Genomic DNA, 15,164 nt, shown 5'->3' with positions numbered 1-15,164 from the left:
CCATGCCCGGGGTGGGGCCGATGAGCCGCGGACCGGGTTCGGCGTCAGTAGTAACCCTTCTCCCCGTCGAGCAGCTCGCGGATGATGTCCATGTGCCCGGCGTGCCGGCCGGTCTCCTCCACCATGTGGATGAGCATCCAGCGCAGGCTCGCGCCCGCGGAGGGATGGTCGGGGTATCGGCCGGTCTCGTCCAGGGAGTGCGCCGCGACGATCTCGTTGGAGATCGCGCACTGGCGGGTGTAGTCGTCCAGCAGCCGGGCCAGCGGGACGCCCTCGACCCGCATGTCGGCGTCCTCGTCGTCCTTGTCGAACTGCGGCCCTTCCGGGGGCCGGCCGAGGAAGAGGACCTCGAACCAGGAGCGCTCCACCCAGCGCAGATGCGAGACGATGCCGGCCATCGTCATCAGCGGCGAGGTGGGCAGCAGCGCACGGTGGGCGTCCTCATCCGACAGCCCTTCGCACTTCATCTGCACGATGGCGCGCTGGAGGTCCAGCCAGCCGACGAGCTGCGTGCGCTCGTCGGCGACCAGAGGGGGGCGTGGGCGGGGCGAGGTCATGGACACGACGTTACCGCCCCCTCCGGGGGCGCCGCTTCGGCCCATGGCCGCGATCGCTAGTCCGGGGGCCGGCGGGAAGGGCGGCCGTGGGCGGCGGTCCGGGCCGGGAGGTGTTCGTCCTGCCAGGCGCGCAGGGTGCCGAGCATGGCCCGGGTGAAGACGGCGCCCGCCTCGGTCAGCGTGCCGCTGCCGAGCAGCTCGGCGGCCGCCTCGGCCGCCGCGTCCCGCCAGCGGGCGAACTCGTCGTGCGCCAGGTCGTCCTCCGGGTGGCGCCGCCCTTGGACGCGCCAGAACCCGGCCACGCCCATGTGCGCGTACGCCCCCTGCAGCAGCGCGGCGGCCGGGCGCGGGTCGTCGCGCCAGGCCGCGTGGAAGGTCCTGCCCGTGCCCGGGCGCACCAGGTCGAACAGATCCATCAGCGCCGCGAGCTTGGCGTGCTGCACCTCGTGGGCGAGCGTCACGGCCGCCGACCTGGTGTCGGCGGGCCGCGACAGGGCGATGCCACCGTAGGCGGTGCGCGAGGTGGCGCTGCGGGTGCCGCGCGCGGGCGGGGACAGCGGCACCACGACCTTGGTGATGGCGGCCAGTGACCGGGCGACGGCGCCGTGGTGCCCGGCGAGCAGCGCGCGGGCGCCGGTGATGAGGGCGGCCCAGTCGGTCAGGGCCGCCGGGGTGAGCCGGTCCAGCGGCGCGATGTCCTCGGAGAACCGCCAGGCGTCCACGTCGTCCACCAGGAGGGCCGGCCACACCGCGTCCGCGGGCTCCGGACGGACCCGGCCCGGTGGGCGGGCTCCGACGGCCGGGCGGCCCTCGCTCGCCTGGCACGCGGCGGCGGCCGGGTGGGCGTCGGTGCCGTCCGGCGGAGTGCCGATCGGGCGGACGGCCTGCCAGGGGCCGGCGTCGGTACGCGGCCGGCGGGGCAGCGGCACCCGCGTGCCGCCCACAGTGAGGTACGGGGCCGCCCCGCCGTGCAGGGTGACCGGCTCGCCGGCCCGCAGCCCGGGCAACAGCGCGCGCCCCACTCCGGGCAGGGCGGCGGCGCCGGCCTCGGCGGGGAAGGTCACGGCGAGGTCGGCGCCCGCGAGCAGGGCCGCCGCGGCGGCGAGCGCGGCGGGCCGCCCCGGCAGGGCGTCGGCGCCGCGGCCGAGGGCGAGCAGGGTGGCGGTGGCCCAGGTGCCGACCAGCGGATAGCCGGCCACCTGCCGCACCACGGCCGGCGCGGACCGCTGCAGCGCGGCGAGCAGCCCGATGCCCTCGGCCGCCGCCCGCGCCCCCTCGTGCCCGAGCACGGTGGCGCGGGCGACCACGGCCCGCAGCAGCAGGATGTTCTTGCTGTGTTCGGCGTCGGCCAGGCGGCGCAGGACGGCCGGGTCGGCGGCACCGGCGGCGAGCCCGGTGAAGGCCGCGCGCGACAGCGAGAACCGGGCGGTCACGCGCGCAGCCGCGCCAGGTCGTCGGCGACCCGGCCGTCGATGTGGGTGATGAGCCGCAGCAGGTCGGGGCAGTAGACGCTGGGGTTGGCGAACCCGGTGCCGCGCCGGTAGCGGTGCGCGGGGTGGCCGCCGCCGCACACCCGGAAGACCGGGCAGCGCCGGCACCGGTCGCACGGCGGGCGGGTGGCGGCGAGGCCGGGCAGGCGCAGGACCTCGTCGAAGGAGTGGGTCGCCACGTGCGCCCCGGTGGCCGCCGCGCCGTCGTAGGCGGCCTTCAGCGCGTCGGTCTGCTCGATGGACCCGTCGCTCTCCACGATCACGACCGGCGCGGGCACGGGGCCGACGCCCTCGGTGCCGGCGCGCCCGCCGAGCAGCAGGTGGATGATCGCGTCGAACAGCCGGACCGAGGTCTCCCGGACGGGGGCGCCGTACCAGCGGTCGAAGGCGGCGATGAGCCAGTCGGCGTACGGCGTGGCGGCCTCCGCCTCGACGCGGCCGGGCGGCGGGGTGCTCCAGGTGCCGTGCGGGAGCAGGAAGTCGATGACCGGCGGGCGGTAGGAGATCAGTTCCTCGTAGACGCGCACCGGGTCGGCGTGCGGGTCCACGGTGGCCAGCAGCCCGCCGAAGCGGCCCTCGCGCGCGGACAGGGCGCGTACGGCGGCGGTCACCCGGGCGTGGCTGCCGCGTCCGGCGCGGGTGCGGCGGTGCGCATCATGGTGCCGCGCGTCCCCGTCGAGGCTGACCGCGACGGTGGCGCCGATTTCGTCGAACAGGTCGAGGTACTCCTCGTCGAGGCGGACGCCGTTGGTCTGCACGGCCAGCCTGACCCGTACCGGCGGCTCGGTGAGGACGTCCGCCAGCCGCCGCAGGTGGCGTGGCCCGCACAGCAGCGGCTCGCCGCCGTGCAGGACGACGTCCACGGCGGCCAGGCCGTGCGCGGCGGCGTGCTCGGCGATGCGGGCGGCGGCCAGGCTCGCCACCTCGGCCGTCATCATCGGCGGACGGGTGCGCCAGCTCTGGTCGGCCGCCTGGTAGACGTAGCAGTAGTCGCAGGCCAGATCACACCTGGCGTGCACCTTGAGAACGAACGTGCGAAAGCTTTCCGGCGCCGCGAATAGCAATAACCGCCCCGTCCTGCAATGCCCCAGGGAACCTTTCCAGCATAATAGACTAATAGTCGCTTTTATGGAGGTGACGTGGCGTTGACCGCTGACCCGGGAGGGGACGAGGACGTCCTCCGCTCCGATCTGGCCGACCTTTCGGACCTGGACCTGGCGGAGGTCATGCGCCTGCCGGAAACCGCGCTGGTCCACGCGCTGCGCCGCCTGCTGTCGGGGCTCGACGGCTCCGGCGACACCTATTTCCTCGGCCACAACTCCAGCCTGCCGGGTGCTTGACCCGGCGTTAGTATCACTAAAACGCGTTCTCCCGCCCCTACGGTGGAGATGATGACCGAAGCCTCAGTGATCGCATTCTTCTCCGCCCGCCCCGGAGTCGGACGCACCATAGCGCTTTGCAACACCGCCGTCGTGCTGGCCGACGCGGGAAAGCGCGTGCTGATCCTCGACGAGGATCCCGACGCCCCGGCCCTGCGCCGCTACCTCGGCCGTTTCCTGCCACCGGGCTCCCGCGACCCGCTGACCGCCTCGCCGCGCGACTGGCGCTCCCGGGAGGTGCCCGTCCACGCCGCCCACCGCAGGCTGCACCACGCGCTGCTCGCGCAGGGCCCGGTCGGCGCGGGCGCGCTGCGCGCCGCTCCCTTCGACCACGTGCTGGTCAACCTGCGTACGAGTCCCGTCCCCTCCGCCCTGGTGAAGGCCTGCGACCAGGTGGTCCTGTGCTTCCAGCTCAGCCCGTACGGCATCGAGGAGGCGTCGGTGGCCGCCGCGGCCGTCGAGCGGGAGAGCCCGCGCGTCGTGCCGCTGCCCACCCGGGTCGACCTTTCGGGCGGTGCGGCGCTGGAGACCGCGCGCAGGCTGGCCCGCGGCAGGTTCACCACCCCGCCCGAGGTGGAGATCCCCTACGTCACCGACTACTACTACACCGACGACCTGGCCGCGGTCACCGAACCGCCCGGCGGCAGCGGCCAGCGGGCCGGGTACGAGCGGCTCGCCGAGGTGCTCACCGGCGGCGCGGTGACGGCCCTGGCGTCGGTGTCGGTGGTCCACTCCCCCGGGTACGAGGTGTGGGCCGAGTGGATCGCCGCGCAGGCGCAGCGCTGGGGCCTGCGGGTGGAGTCCTGGCCGCTGGCCGGCTACCTGGAGGGCACGCCGGTCGGCCTGCGTTCGGGCGACGGCCGCGCGGCCGTGCTGTTCACCGGCCCCCCGGCCGCCATGCCCGAGCCGGAGCCGGTGGCCGGCGACCGGCCCGCCGGGTTCGGCCGCGGGCTGATCCGGGTGCGGGTGGACGACGACCGGCCCGAGCCGGGGCGCCCGGCCGGGCCCGAGCTCGACCTGTACGGGCTGGACGAGGCCGCGGCCGTCGCCGAGTTGCAGTCGCGGCTCGGTGTCGGCGGCACGCTGGTCCCCGGCGGCGGCGGGCCGGGCGCGGCGCGCTACCCGGGACGGCCGGGGAAGGCTCGGCTGCCGGCGCGCGACGAGATGTTCGCCGGGCGGGAGGAGACGCTGACGCGCATGCGGCGCATGCTCGGCCCGCGCTGGGAGGGCCCGGGCCGGTGCCTGGTGACCGGGGCCGAGGCGAGCGGCAAGAGCGAGCTGGCGCTGGAGTTCGCCCACCGGTTCGGCGGCGCCTACGACACCGTGCACTGGATCCCGGCCGGCGACATCTTCAGCGTGCGCGACGGCCTGCGGCAGATGGCGCACGACCTGGAGCTGTACGTCCGCGACGACGCGGTGACGGCGCTGCTGGCCCACCTGGCCACCCCGGAGGCCGGGCGGTGGCTGGTGGTCCTCGACGACGCCGACGACCCCGCCGTCCTCGCGGGACTGATCCCGCAGGGGCGCTTCGGCCACGTGATCGTCACCTCGCGCACCGCCGAGGGGTGGGGCGACGCCTTCGACGGCCACGTGGCGGCCGGTCCGCTCGATCCGCGCGACGCGATGGCGCTGCTGACCGGCGGCCGGGTGCGGCTCGACGAGAGCGACGTCCAGACCATCGCGACGACCGCCGGTCATCTGCCGCTGGCCCTGCGCATGGCGCGCACCTGGCTCGACCGCGAGCTGGCGAGCGGGCGCCGGCCCCGGCGTACGCTGGAAACGCTGCGTGACGCGACCGTCAAGCGTTTCCTGTCGGCCTACCGCAGGACCGAGCGGGACATGCTCGCCGCGGGCGGGCAGCCTTCCCCGCACGCGGTCATGGTGGAGCTGATGCTCGATCTGCTGCGCGGCCATTCGGGGATGACCCGCGCCGAGTGGCTGCTGGAGACGTGCTCGTTCGCCTCGCCGCACGGCGTGCCGCTCGCACTGATCAGGTCGACCCCTTCGCGCGCGTACGCCGCGGGCCTCATGCGGGAGTACGGCGACGAGCTGGCGGTGGACATGCTGGTCCGCCTCGTGCACGACCACGCGCTGGCCCGGCTGGAGCACGGCCCGCAGGGCGTGCTGCGGCTGCACCGCGTCATCGGCGCCCTGATCCGCGCCCGCATGTCCCCGCGGGCCGTCGAAGAGCGCAGGCGGCAGGCGCTGCGGCTGCTGGCGCTGTACGCGCCGATCGACACCGAGGGGCCGGGCGCCGGCGCCTTCGCCGAGCTCGGCGACCATCTGGAGCCGTCCGGCGCGCTCGCGAGCGACGACGACATGGTCCGGCGGTGGGTCGTCAACCAGGTCCGCTACCTGTACCTGCAGGGCGACCGGAGCGCCTGGCTGCGGGCCAGGGCGATCGGCCGCACGGCGCTCGCCGCCTGGAGTTCCACCGAGGGCGGCGCCTCCGGGCCGGTCGGCAACCTCCAGGTCCAGCTCGCCAACGTCGAACGCGCCCTCGGCGACCGCACCGCCGCGTTCGAGCTCACCCAGACGGCGCTGCGGCGGCTCAGCGCCGCCGGTGAGCGGCACCCGCTGCGCTACATCGCCGCCCAGGCGCACGCGGCCGACCTGCGGGTGGCCGGCGAGTTCGACGAGGCCTACCACTGGGACTCGCTGGCCTGCGCCGGCATGACCGCGCTGCTCGGCTCCGACCACGAATGGTCGAACAGGACGCTGAACAACCTCGCGCTGTCCGCCTCGCTCAACGGCAGGCCGCACCTGGCCGCCGACCTCATCATGCGCTGCTTCGACGACCGCGTCCGGCTGCACGGCGAAGAGGACCTCGACGCGTGGCGGGCCGCGCTGACCGCGGGCGTCCTGCTCCGCGATCTCGGCGAGTACGAGCGCGCGTACGAGCTGCAGCGCAGGGGCGTCGGCGTGCTGATGCGGCGGCACGCCAAGGGCGGGCGGCGCGGCCTGCTGGTGCTGCGGCTGGAGATGGGCCTGGCGGCCTGCGAGCGCATGCTCGGGCGTCCCTTCGACGCGCTGGCCAGAGACCGCGAGACGCTGGAGGAGCTGCGCGTCCTGGTCGGCCCCGCCGACCTGTACACCGCGCTGTGCCATGCCGGCCTCGCGGCCGGCCTGCACGCGAAGGGCGGCCACGAAGGCGCCGCGGAGCACGGCCGCGCGGCGCACGCCGCGCTCGCCGCCCTGGCCACCGGCCACCCGTACGCCTACGCCGCGCAGGTCAACCTCGCGGCCTACCTGCGGGCGAGCAACGCCGCCGAGGCGCGCGCGCTCGCCGAGGACGCCTACCAGGCACTGCGGTCGCGGCTCGGCGTGCGACACCCCTACACGCTCGCCGCGGCCGGGACGCTGGCCACCCAGCTCACCGAGACCGACCCCGACCGGGCGCTTGCCCTCGATTTCGACACGCACGACTATCTGAGCAGGCTGTTCGGCCCCGACCACCCCCGGGTGCGGGCGGCGGCGGACAACCTCGCCAACACCCGTCACCGGCAGGCCGGCAGCCCGCGGGGCACCGCGGACGCGCGGCACGACTTCGAGATCGAGATCTTGGGCAACTGAAGCGGAGCAGATGGCATGGAGATGGCGCGTTCCCCCTTCGCCCACCCCGGGCATGCCAAGGTGATCGAGCTGTGCCAGGAGGCGCTCGGCCACCGGCCCGAGATCGAGCTGCTCGCCTACTACGACCGCGGCTTCCACGTGTTCACCCTCACCCGGCTCCCCGAGGAAGAGCGGCGGCGGCAGGAGCGCGCGTTCCGGCAGCTCGTGACCGAGTCGATCCGGTTCGGCGATCCGCTGCGCGAGCTCGGCACCGGGGAGCTGACCCGCACGTTCGTGCAGACCGAGGACGGCGCCGTGCACTGCGGCCACGTGTTCGAGGAGGACTATCTGGTCGGCTCCACCCGTGACGCGGGCGCGGTGGAGGAGATGGACCACGCGGTGGGCCGGCTCATCACCCGGATCCGGCGGGAGATCTACCTGCAGCCCGACCTGATGCCCGGCGGCCGGCGCGGCCCGAGGAAGGGCGACCCGCTGCCGCCCGCGACCGTGCGCACCGAGTGCGCCGAGGGCCTGGACGCCGAGCTCGCCACCGCGCTGACCCGGCTCGGCGAGCGCGTGGTGGACGTCAACGACCTGCACTACCTGGCCCTGCACCACCAGTGGCGCTTCGCCTTCGCCGCCGACGTCTGCGACGCCGACGCCCTCGCGCCGTGGTTCGGCGGCGCGCTCGGCGCCGAGGGCGCGCGCAAGCGGTACATGGACCTCGCCGTGCGCATGCGGTCCGACCTGCCGGCGCTGGCCTACGCGCTGCGCCTGTACTCCGAGCGGCCGCTGGTCAGGCTGGTCCTGGACGTGGTGTCCGGCGCCATCTTCGTCTACCCCCTGCTCCGGCAGCAGGGGTTCGTCATGGGGGTGACCGTGTTCCAGCCCGAGGTCTTCGCCGCCGAGCAACGGCTGCGTCCCGCCGTACCGGAGATCGCCGGCGTTCTCACCGGCTGACACGGGCCGGACGGGCACGGGGGAAGGAGCCCAGATGGTGCGCTCACCAGGGGTGAGACGGCTGGTCATGGGGGCGGCGGTCGCGCTCGCCGGGTGGGCGGTGGCCGCCGCCGGCCTCGGCGACGTGAGCGGCCACCCCGCCTACCTGTACGCGGTCACCGCGCTGCTGGCGCTCGGCCTGTACGGCAGCGCGCACGGCATCGCGGTGGAAACGGTCGCGGGCCATGTGCGCACCGTCGTGCTGGCCGTCACGGTGGGCGTCCTGCTGAAGACCGCGCTCATCGCCGCGGTGATGTTCCTGGTCTACCGCGAACCGGCGGCGCTGCCGCTCGGGCTGGCCGTCGCGCAGATCGATCCGCTGTCGGTGTCCGCGCTGATGTCGCAGGCCCGGATGTCCGAGCGGGCCAGGTCGCTGCTGCTGGCGTGGGCGTCGTTCGACGACCCGGTGACGGCGCTGCTGACGGTGTACCTCTCCGCGCTCGTGCTGGGCGGCGCGTCCGCCGACCTCGGCGGCTACCTGGGCAACCTCGCGCTCAACCTGGGGTTCGCGGCCGTGGTGTTCCTGGTCTGGCTGCCGCTGCGGCGCATCCGCCTGCCGACGGCCGTCGCGGTCGCGGCACTGGTGGCGCTGCTGGCCGTCGCCACCGCCTTCTTCCTGGTGCTGGGCGTCGCGCTGGTGGGCCTGTTCTTCCGGCCGCGGCTCGGCGCGCTGCTCGACCGCTCGGTCACCGTGGCGTTCTACCTGGCGGTGTTCGCCACCGGCGCGCTGCTGGCAGGCGGGGTGGAGCCGGGCAGGGCGCTGGTGCTCGGCCTGAGCGCGTTCGGCGCGCAGATCGTCGTCGGCGGCCTGCTGATCACCCGCGGGCTGGCCCCGGCCGAGCGCGTCGGCCTCGCCCTCGGCCAGCAGAACGGCATCACGGCCATCCTGCTCGCGCTGACCCTGGTGCCGCTCTACCCCGCGGCCGTGGCGGTGATCGCCCCGGCCGTCCTGGTGGTGAACGTGCTGCACCTTTCGGCCAACGCCGCGTGGGACCGGCTGCTCATCCTCGCGTCCCCGTCCGCACCTCGCTCAGCACGCGCCGCCCTAGCTCGTCGAGTGCTCGCCCGCGTGCCGGACGAGCAGACGACCGCGGATCCCGCCACACCGGAGCGCTGATCGGGGCGGGCGGCAACGCCTGCACGCTCACCTCGAACGTCCGGCACATGGCGAGCAGCTCCTCCTCCTGGGCGGAGGTGAGCGGGCCGGGGCCGGCCCCGCCGAGGAACGCCGACAGGCGCTCGCGGAAGGCGTCCAGGAGCTGCCGCTGCAACCAGACCGTGCCCGCGGCCTCCACCAGCTCGCGGGAGGAGAGCCGCCGCCTGGCCCGCACACTGACCTCGGTGTTGCCGGGATCGTCGAACAGCTCGGTCAGGATGCCCCCGAGGTCGCCCGACGGGTCGGTGTCCGCGGCGGCGTCGTCGAACTGGGCGGCGATGCGGGCCGGCAGCGGCGGCGCGGGGCGGCCCGTCCCCGGCGCGGACGTCTTGAGCCCGGCGACCGACTCCAGCAGGTTGTCCATCATGTTCTGTGTCGCGGTCTGCTGGCGGCTCAGCCGGTCCATCTGCCGGCGCAGGCCGTCCAGCGCCCCCTCGTCGGCCGCGGCGGCCAGCCGCCGGACGGCGGCGTCGACGGCGCTCCGGAACGCCGTGCCGAAGCCGGGGAGGTCGAAGACCAGCGGCTGCCGGCCGGTCAGCCCGGACACCTCGGCGCGCATCCGCGCCGTGAGATGGCCGTTCACCACGACGATCACCTCGCATGGCACGGCGGCCTCCCGCGCGGCGTCGACCTGGGCCCGCAGGTAGACCTCCTCGCCCTTGCGCAGCAGCGACCGGGTGACCAGCACGGCGATGGCGGCGCTGCCGTCGCCGTAGGGGATCCAGAAGTCGACCGGGTCGGCGCCGCCGGTGAGGACGATCGAGGAGCGGAAGTCCAGGCCGCTCTCCTCCAGCAGCGTGCGCACGGCGCCGGTGACCTGCTCGGCGGGCACCTGGGAGCGCTGGCGTACGGCCTCGCGCAGCACGGCGGTGGTGACGCTGCCACCGCCGCCGCGCCCGGCGACGATGGCCTCGGACCTGCGGTACAGCGACAGCGCCTCGCGCGGGTTGCCGTCGGACATCTCGACCAGGCCGCCCGCGAGCGAGGCGCTCACCTCGCGGCCCCGTTTGCCGAGCAGCTCGGCCATCTCGGTGGCGCCGAACGGCGTCGGGGTGAGCACCCGGGTGCGTTGCAGCAGCCCGGGGGGCAGCTTGGCGAGGCTGTCGGTCATGCCGCAGAACACCGGCAGGCTGCGGGTCTCGATGAACACCTGCACCAGCTCGTCGAAGGAGTTCAGCGCGGCCTGCTCCCAGGGGCCGGGGGCGCCGAGCAGCTTCTCGAACTCGTCGATCACCAGCACCAGGCGGCGGTCCATGCGCCCGGCGAGGAAGGCCAGCACGGCGAGGGTGTTGTACGCGTCGGCCGGGGTGGCGAGCTGGTGGGTGACACCGCGGTCGCGCAGCTCCTGCCCGGGCGGGCCACCGCTCAGCCACTCCCACACCGGGTCGACCAGGTCGTCCATCACCATGAGGGCCAGTGCGGTGGCGTACGGCGCGTGCTCGGGCAGGTGGCTGAGCCTGCGGCGCAGCTCGCCGACGAGGGTGGCCTGGGCCAGGTGGTAGTGCTCGATCACCTTGCGCGGGTCGACGGTGCCCGCGAGCAGGCCCGCCCTGATCGACGCGGACAGGTGGTCCTCTCCCTCGCCGGTGGGCAGCTTGGCGGCGGTCACCTGGGCGTAGTAGTCGATCACCAGGTCGTGCAGGCGGTCCTTGCCGAACTGCTCGATGAGGACGTTGCGGAACAGGAATCCGAAACCGGTGTGCGGGGTGTCCAGGCGCAGGACGATGGCGTCCTCCTGGCGTTTTCTGATGCGGTCGATGACCGACCTGGCCAGATGGGACTTGCCGGTCCCGAGCCCGCCGATGATCGCCAGGGCACGGCCCGACTCGCCGACCTCGCCCTCCCCGGTGGCCAGATAGGCGTCGACGAAGTCGAAGGCACGCCGGAAGGCCGGGGTGACCACCGTCACCGCGGTGGGATCGGCCTCGTCACCCAGCCTCAGTGTGTAGGTGACGGGGACTTCCGGCCCGCTGCTCTCCATAACGGATCCTTATCCATCCGACCTTCTCGTCCTGGCCAGCCTGGCCAGCAGCCGATCGACGCTTTCCCTGGTGTACGGCGCCAGCTTTTCCGGGGTTATCTCGCCCTCGCCGCACGACGTGAAGAGGTGCTCCAATTCTATGACCGCCTCCGCCACGGCATCGAAAGGGACCACCACCCCTTCCGCGACCAGTTTCATTTCCGGCGCGGACATTCCCTTGACCCGCTTTTTCAGTATTTCCTGGACGTCCCGCGGCCGGTCCCGCATCGCGGTCAGCCCCAGGACCGTCGTACGGCGCAGCGGGATCACGCCGAACCGGCGGTTCTCCTCGTCCGGGTCCACCGGACCGCACTCGGCGAAGAAGATCATGCGAGGGCGGGCCAGCTCGTGGAAGCGCCGCACCCACTCGAGCGGGATCTGCTGCGGCAGGATGACCACGGCCACCGCATCGGCCTCCTTCAGCATGATGCTGAACCTATGGTGCGCGGTTTCCGGGTCGCCCACCAGACCCCGGAGCGTTTCGAGTTCCTCCAGGTGGATCCAGTCCGCGCTCTCCAGGACGTCGACCATGCCCCGGAGCAACTTCTTCGACATATCCCCGAAATCTGCGCTTTCGCGATATCCGGCGGCCTGTCCGAAGTCGAAGATCATCGGGCGTGCCATCCCGATTTCCCGGACGAGCAGCCGGGCACAACGGGCGATGAACGAGCTCTTTCCCACCCCCGGCGGCCCGCCCACCAGGACCAGGTGACCCATGGCCACCAGGCGGGCGGGATCGGCGAACTCGGCGAACCGCTCATAAGCCCGGTGCATGCCGTCGATGAACGCGAACAGCTCGAAGTGGTCCTCCCACTGGTCGAACATGCTCAGCGGACCGGTGGAGGGCCCCTCCAGCCGCAGCGGTCCCTCGGACACCTCACCCCCCCTTTCTGAACGGGATCCAGGGACGGCGCAGCGCCCCGTCGATCCACGACAGGTCGTTCCGCAGCGCCTCCAGCGGCTCCCGGACGTGCTCGGCGCCCTGGTCGGCCTCCTGCCGGGACAGTCGTTCCTGGACGGTCCGGCGGGCCGCCGCGACCTTGGGCCACTGCGGGCGGTGCCTGCGCACCCGGTCCAGTTCGCGGACCAGCGCGGTGTGGGCGGTGTCGAACGCCTGCGCGGACGGCGGCCGTCCCGCCGACCGCGCCTCGGCGTAGTCGCCCGCCGCGGAGAAGAAGTCATCGGCGAGGTCGCCGAGCCGTACGGCGCGCTCGACCCCCGCGTTGGCGGCGGTGCGCCACTCCGCGGCCACGAGCGCGATCAGCCCGCCGGAGAGCGTGGTGAACACCACGGACAGGGCGTTCCACAGCGGGTTGGGCGGGTCCTCCTGCTTCAGGGCGGGCACGGCGGCGGTCAGCGCCCTGCACGCCTTGGCGAACGCCGCCGGGTCGCCGGCGCGCCATTGCTCCAGGGAGAGCGTGCCGCTCTTCTGCGGCGCCAGCCGGTCGCCGATGGCGGTCAGCCGCGGATCGAGCGCGGCCGCCGCGGACGCGAGGTTGTCGCGGTGTGACGAGGAAAGGCAGTAAACAAGCTGCTCGTCCTCGATGTCGGGAATGTCGGCGGCCCATGCGGGTGCCGCCAATAAAACCGACAGCACCACGCCGGCTAATCCACCGGCCGAGCCGCCTCGCATGCCACCGCCCTCGGTCAAACCTCTGAATTCACCATAGCCGCACCTTGGAGTCGCCGGGGAAACGCTGCGATCTCGTGACCCAACGGCCGCCGTCCCCGCGCCGGACGCCGGTGCGAGGGGTCGCCCCGCGAACGACGGTCCCGATCAGCGGGTAACACTTTGCTCCTTTCGGCGCCACTCACGCCGGCGCGGGAGCACTCTGGAAGCATGTCGAAGACGACGCCCGAGGCGGGACGAGCGACGGGTTCGCGACTGTGGCGCGGCATGGCGATCATCGCGCTCCTGGTGCTCTCGGCCTCTCTGCTGGCGGCGCTGCTGTGGTTCTTCGCCGAACCGCTGCGCCTGTCCCCGGAAATGCTGGCCATTTTGAACCAACGGGCCGGCGTGGCCGGCCTGTTCACCGGCATGCTGCTGGGCACGGCCGGGCTCGTGGTCGCGGTGGTGGCGTTGCGCGCGCAGACCCGCGCCGACCGCATCCCGGCCGGCATTGCCCCACCCGGGACGGCGGCAGCCGGGCGGCAGGCCCTGCGGGTGGCGGCCGAAGGCCGGCGACCGGCCCTCGCACCCGCCGACGTGCCCGACGCCCGCGCCCCGCGGCCCGGTGACACCGACGAGCCGCCCACCGGCACCGGCAAGTACGTGGTGGACCTGGGGCATGCCCAGGGCGTCCAAGTCGGCGAGCACCTCACCCAGCACAACGTCTTCCCCTCGCCCAACCATCCCGCCTGACCTCGCAGACACGATGCCTCCGATGGACCCGCAGCCCGCTTTCGACCCGCCGGCACCTCCCCCCGGGCCGTCCGCAACGTCACCCGCCGAGCCGGGTGCCGAGCCGGCCGAGGCGCCGGCCGGGGACGGCCCGCGATATGTGGTCGACGCGCGTACCGCGACCGGGGTGCAGATCGGCGAGGGCAACACCCAGATCGTCTACAACTACGGCCGGTTGACCTGGAGCGACTCGGCGGGCGTGCCGCCGCTGGCGGACGTGGGCGGCGCGGTCGACTCCCCCTACCGCGGACTGAACGCCTTCCAGGAACGCGACGCGGCCTACTTCTTCGGCCGCGAGCAGGTCACCGGCGAGCTCATGACCCGCCTGTCCCGCCAGGCGGCGGCCGGCGGCCTGCTGATGGTCTCCGGGGTGTCCGGCGCGGGCAAGTCCTCCGTGCTCCGCGCCGGGATCCTGCCCCGGCTGCGCGGGAGCGGCCTGGACGGCGCGTCGCACGCGGCCCACTGGCCCTGCCTGCTGTTCACCCCGACCCGAACCCCGCTGGAAGAACTGGCGGTCCGGATCGCGGGCCTGGCCGGGACCGACGCCGGCGCGGTCCGGCACGCCCTGGCCCAGGATCCGGCCGGGTTCGCCCTGACCGCCCGCCAGGCCGCCCTGCACGCCGGCGCCGCACCCGGCCTTCCGGCACCAACCCTCTCAGCGGCACACCCGCCGGCACCAGAACCGGCAACCCCAGAAGCGGACAGGCAGCGGCGGCTGGTCCTGCTCATCGACCAGTTCGAGCAGTTGTTCACCCAGTGCGCCGATGACGGCCGGCGCGCCGCGTTCATCACCGCCCTGCACGCCGCCGCCACCGTCGGGCACGGCCCGGACCGGACACCGGCGGCGCTGGTGGTGCTGGTGGTACGGGCCGACTTCGAGGCCCGCTGCGCCGACTACCCGCTCCTGGCCCAGGCGGTCCAGGACCGTTATCTGCTGACCGCCATGACCGAGCGGCAACTGCGCCTGGCCATCACCGAACCGGCCCGGCAGGCCGGCTCCCAGGTGGAGGACGACCTGGCCCAGACCCTGCTGCGGGAGATCCGCACCCGCCGGCCCGCATCTCCCGGCCCGCCCTCCACCGCGGCGGGCGGCGGCGCCGGGACGTTGCCGCTGCTGTCCCACGCGCTGGACCAGGCCTGGCGCCACCGTACCGGCCGGCTGCTGACCTTGGCCGACTACGAGCGCACCGGCGGCATCGAAGGCGCGGTGGCCGACAGCGCGCAACGCGTCTACGACGGGCTCACCCCCGCCCAACAGGACCTCACCCGACAGATCTTCCTCCGCCTGACCACCACCGGCAGCGACGGCACCGACACCGCCGACCGCGTCCCCCGTGCCGCGCTGACCGACGGCCGACCCCCCGCGCACGTGGCCGAGGTGGCGGCGGTGCTGGAGGCCTTCGCCGCCGAACGCCTGCTCACCCTGGCCGCCGACACCGTGGAGATCAGCCACGAGGTACTGCTGCGCGCCTGGCCGCTGCTGAGAGAGGAATGGCTGGCCCAAACCCACGCCGACCGCCTGCTCCATACCCGCCTGCGCGCCGCCGCCGCCGAATGGGCCCCCACCCGCGACCCGTCCTACCTGTACACCGGCAGCCTGCTGGAAACCG

Annotated in this window: 12 protein-coding genes; 6 read left to right on the top strand and 6 right to left on the bottom strand. The window is 74.0% G+C overall.

The genetic code is table 11. From position 1 onward, the window contains the following. Positions 1-44: 44 nt before the first annotated feature. From IEY93_RS20060 to IEY93_RS20050, 3 genes are read right to left on the bottom strand one after another with little or no spacing between them, the layout of a single operon-like run. A complete protein-coding gene (locus IEY93_RS20060; RefSeq protein ID WP_189164629.1) occupies positions 45-557 on the bottom strand; it encodes a DinB family protein in 513 nt (170 codons plus the stop codon). A gap of 56 nt (positions 558-613) precedes the next feature. Then, positions 614-1,990 (bottom strand): aKG-HExxH-type peptide beta-hydroxylase, encoded by a 1,377-nt coding sequence (locus IEY93_RS20055; RefSeq protein WP_189164628.1) that lies wholly within the window; start codon positions 1,988-1,990, stop codon positions 614-616. Beyond that, a complete protein-coding gene (locus tag IEY93_RS20050; RefSeq protein ID WP_189164627.1) occupies positions 1,987-3,111 on the bottom strand; it encodes an FxsB family cyclophane-forming radical SAM/SPASM peptide maturase in 1,125 nt (374 codons plus the stop codon). The genes IEY93_RS20055 and IEY93_RS20050 overlap by 4 nt, the downstream gene beginning before the upstream one ends. A 75-nt stretch (positions 3,112-3,186) precedes the next feature. Here IEY93_RS20050 and fxsA point away from each other — a divergent pair, with 75 nt between their 5' ends. Genes fxsA through IEY93_RS20030 form a run of 4 tightly spaced genes read left to right on the top strand, consistent with a single transcriptional unit; the run spans position 3,187 to position 9,094 of the window. Next, positions 3,187-3,387: an FxSxx-COOH cyclophane-containing RiPP peptide gene (fxsA, locus tag IEY93_RS20045; protein WP_189164626.1), complete on the top strand. Its 201-nt coding sequence runs from the start codon at positions 3,187-3,189 to the stop codon at positions 3,385-3,387. A 51-nt stretch (positions 3,388-3,438) separates the two neighbouring features. Continuing rightward, a complete protein-coding gene (gene fxsT, locus IEY93_RS20040) occupies positions 3,439-6,999 on the top strand; it encodes an FxSxx-COOH system tetratricopeptide repeat protein (RefSeq protein WP_189164625.1) in 3,561 nt (1,186 codons plus the stop codon). A gap of 15 nt (positions 7,000-7,014) precedes the next feature. After that, positions 7,015-7,938: a hypothetical protein gene (locus tag IEY93_RS20035; RefSeq protein WP_189164624.1), complete on the top strand. Its 924-nt coding sequence runs from the start codon at positions 7,015-7,017 to the stop codon at positions 7,936-7,938. A 34-nt stretch (positions 7,939-7,972) separates the two neighbouring features. Next, positions 7,973-9,094 (top strand): cation:proton antiporter, encoded by a 1,122-nt coding sequence (locus IEY93_RS20030; protein WP_189164623.1) that lies wholly within the window; start codon positions 7,973-7,975, stop codon positions 9,092-9,094. Here IEY93_RS20030 and IEY93_RS20025 read toward each other — a convergent pair. From IEY93_RS20025 to IEY93_RS20015, 3 genes are read right to left on the bottom strand one after another with little or no spacing between them, the layout of a single operon-like run. Further along, positions 8,979-11,114, bottom strand: coding sequence for a hypothetical protein (locus IEY93_RS20025; RefSeq protein ID WP_189164622.1), 2,136 nt, complete (start codon positions 11,112-11,114; stop codon positions 8,979-8,981). The two genes, IEY93_RS20030 and IEY93_RS20025, sit on opposite strands and share 116 nt — an antisense overlap. 9 nt (positions 11,115-11,123) lie before the next feature. Then, positions 11,124-11,978: a hypothetical protein gene (locus IEY93_RS20020; RefSeq protein WP_189164621.1), complete on the bottom strand. Its 855-nt coding sequence runs from the start codon at positions 11,976-11,978 to the stop codon at positions 11,124-11,126. A 52-nt stretch (positions 11,979-12,030) separates the two neighbouring features. Further along, positions 12,031-12,804 (bottom strand): hypothetical protein, encoded by a 774-nt coding sequence (locus IEY93_RS20015; RefSeq protein ID WP_189164620.1) that lies wholly within the window; start codon positions 12,802-12,804, stop codon positions 12,031-12,033. A gap of 189 nt (positions 12,805-12,993) precedes the next feature. Between IEY93_RS20015 and IEY93_RS20010 the strand changes: the two genes are divergently transcribed. Continuing rightward, entirely contained in the window at positions 12,994-13,515 is a 522-nt protein-coding gene (locus IEY93_RS20010) for a hypothetical protein (RefSeq protein ID WP_189164619.1), read from the top strand. Positions 13,516-13,537: 22 nt separating this feature from the next. Next, the coding region (locus tag IEY93_RS20005; RefSeq protein WP_189164618.1) for an nSTAND1 domain-containing NTPase at positions 13,538-15,164 on the top strand (1,627 nt) is incomplete at its 3' end.

This window comes from Sphaerisporangium melleum, from assembly GCF_014646695.1.
Classification (GTDB): domain Bacteria; phylum Actinomycetota; class Actinomycetes; order Streptosporangiales; family Streptosporangiaceae; genus Sphaerisporangium; species Sphaerisporangium melleum.
Note: the sequence above shows the minus strand (reverse complement) of the source record. Positions and strands in the feature narration are given on the sequence as shown.

Bases quoted from the DNA above. Each gene is read 5' to 3' on its own strand.
- fxsT (WP_189164625.1), top strand. From the start codon at position 3,439: ATGACCGAAGCCTCAGTGATCGCATTCTTCTCCGCCCGCCCCGGAGTC.
- IEY93_RS20020 (WP_189164621.1), bottom strand. From the start codon at position 11,978: ATGTTCGACCAGTGGGAGGACCACTTCGAGCTGTTCGCGTTCATCGAC.
- IEY93_RS20030 (WP_189164623.1), top strand. From the start codon at position 7,973: ATGGTGCGCTCACCAGGGGTGAGACGGCTGGTCATGGGGGCGGCGGTC.
- IEY93_RS20025 (WP_189164622.1), bottom strand. From the start codon at position 11,114: ATGGAGAGCAGCGGGCCGGAAGTCCCCGTCACCTACACACTGAGGCTG.
- IEY93_RS20035 (WP_189164624.1), top strand. From the start codon at position 7,015: ATGGAGATGGCGCGTTCCCCCTTCGCCCACCCCGGGCATGCCAAGGTG.
- IEY93_RS20060 (WP_189164629.1), bottom strand. From the start codon at position 557: ATGACCTCGCCCCGCCCACGCCCCCCTCTGGTCGCCGACGAGCGCACG.
- IEY93_RS20010 (WP_189164619.1), top strand. From the start codon at position 12,994: ATGTCGAAGACGACGCCCGAGGCGGGACGAGCGACGGGTTCGCGACTG.